The following is a 439-nucleotide window of genomic DNA, read 5'->3' as shown; positions in this document are numbered from 1 at the left end:
AGGAGTGCCACCAGCCGGGTCACGTCCTCCACGGGCCGGTGGGCCGCGGCGGCGCGGATCACCTCGTCGGCGCTGCCGGCCTCGCGCGGCGGGCGGGTCAGCAGGGCGACCAGCCGGGTCACGTCCTCGACCGGGCGGTCCACTCCGGCGGCGCGCAGCGCGTCCACCACGGCCCGGGCGTGCTCGGGCGAGCGTTCCAGGGAGCTGATGAGGTCGACGACCTCGTCGAGCGGCCGGTCGGCGACGGCGGCCTGCACGAGGTCCCGGACCGGGTCGCCGCCGGGGTCCGCGCCGGGCCCGGCGTCGTCGGCGTCCGGACCGGGCGACGGTGCCAACGGGTCCACGAGATCGACCGTGGCCACCGGGTCCCAGCCGGCCGTGGGTCCACCGGCGCGGTCCCGGCCCGCGGGCTCCTCCGGGTCCGCCTCCACCACCGGGT

1 pseudogene is annotated in these 439 nt (G+C 79.5%); it reads right to left on the bottom strand.

Annotated elements, in window-relative coordinates:
* A pseudogene (locus G3I53_RS03140) lies at positions 1–434 on the bottom strand (hypothetical protein); the annotation flags it as partial.
* Between the last annotated feature and the right edge of the window lie 5 nt (positions 435–439).

The sequence above is a fragment of the Streptomyces sp. SID14436 genome (genome assembly GCF_010548465.1).
Classification (GTDB): domain Bacteria; phylum Actinomycetota; class Actinomycetes; order Streptomycetales; family Streptomycetaceae; genus Streptomyces.
The sequence above is the reverse complement of the archived record's forward strand: the minus strand, read 5'-3'. Positions and strand labels throughout refer to the sequence as shown.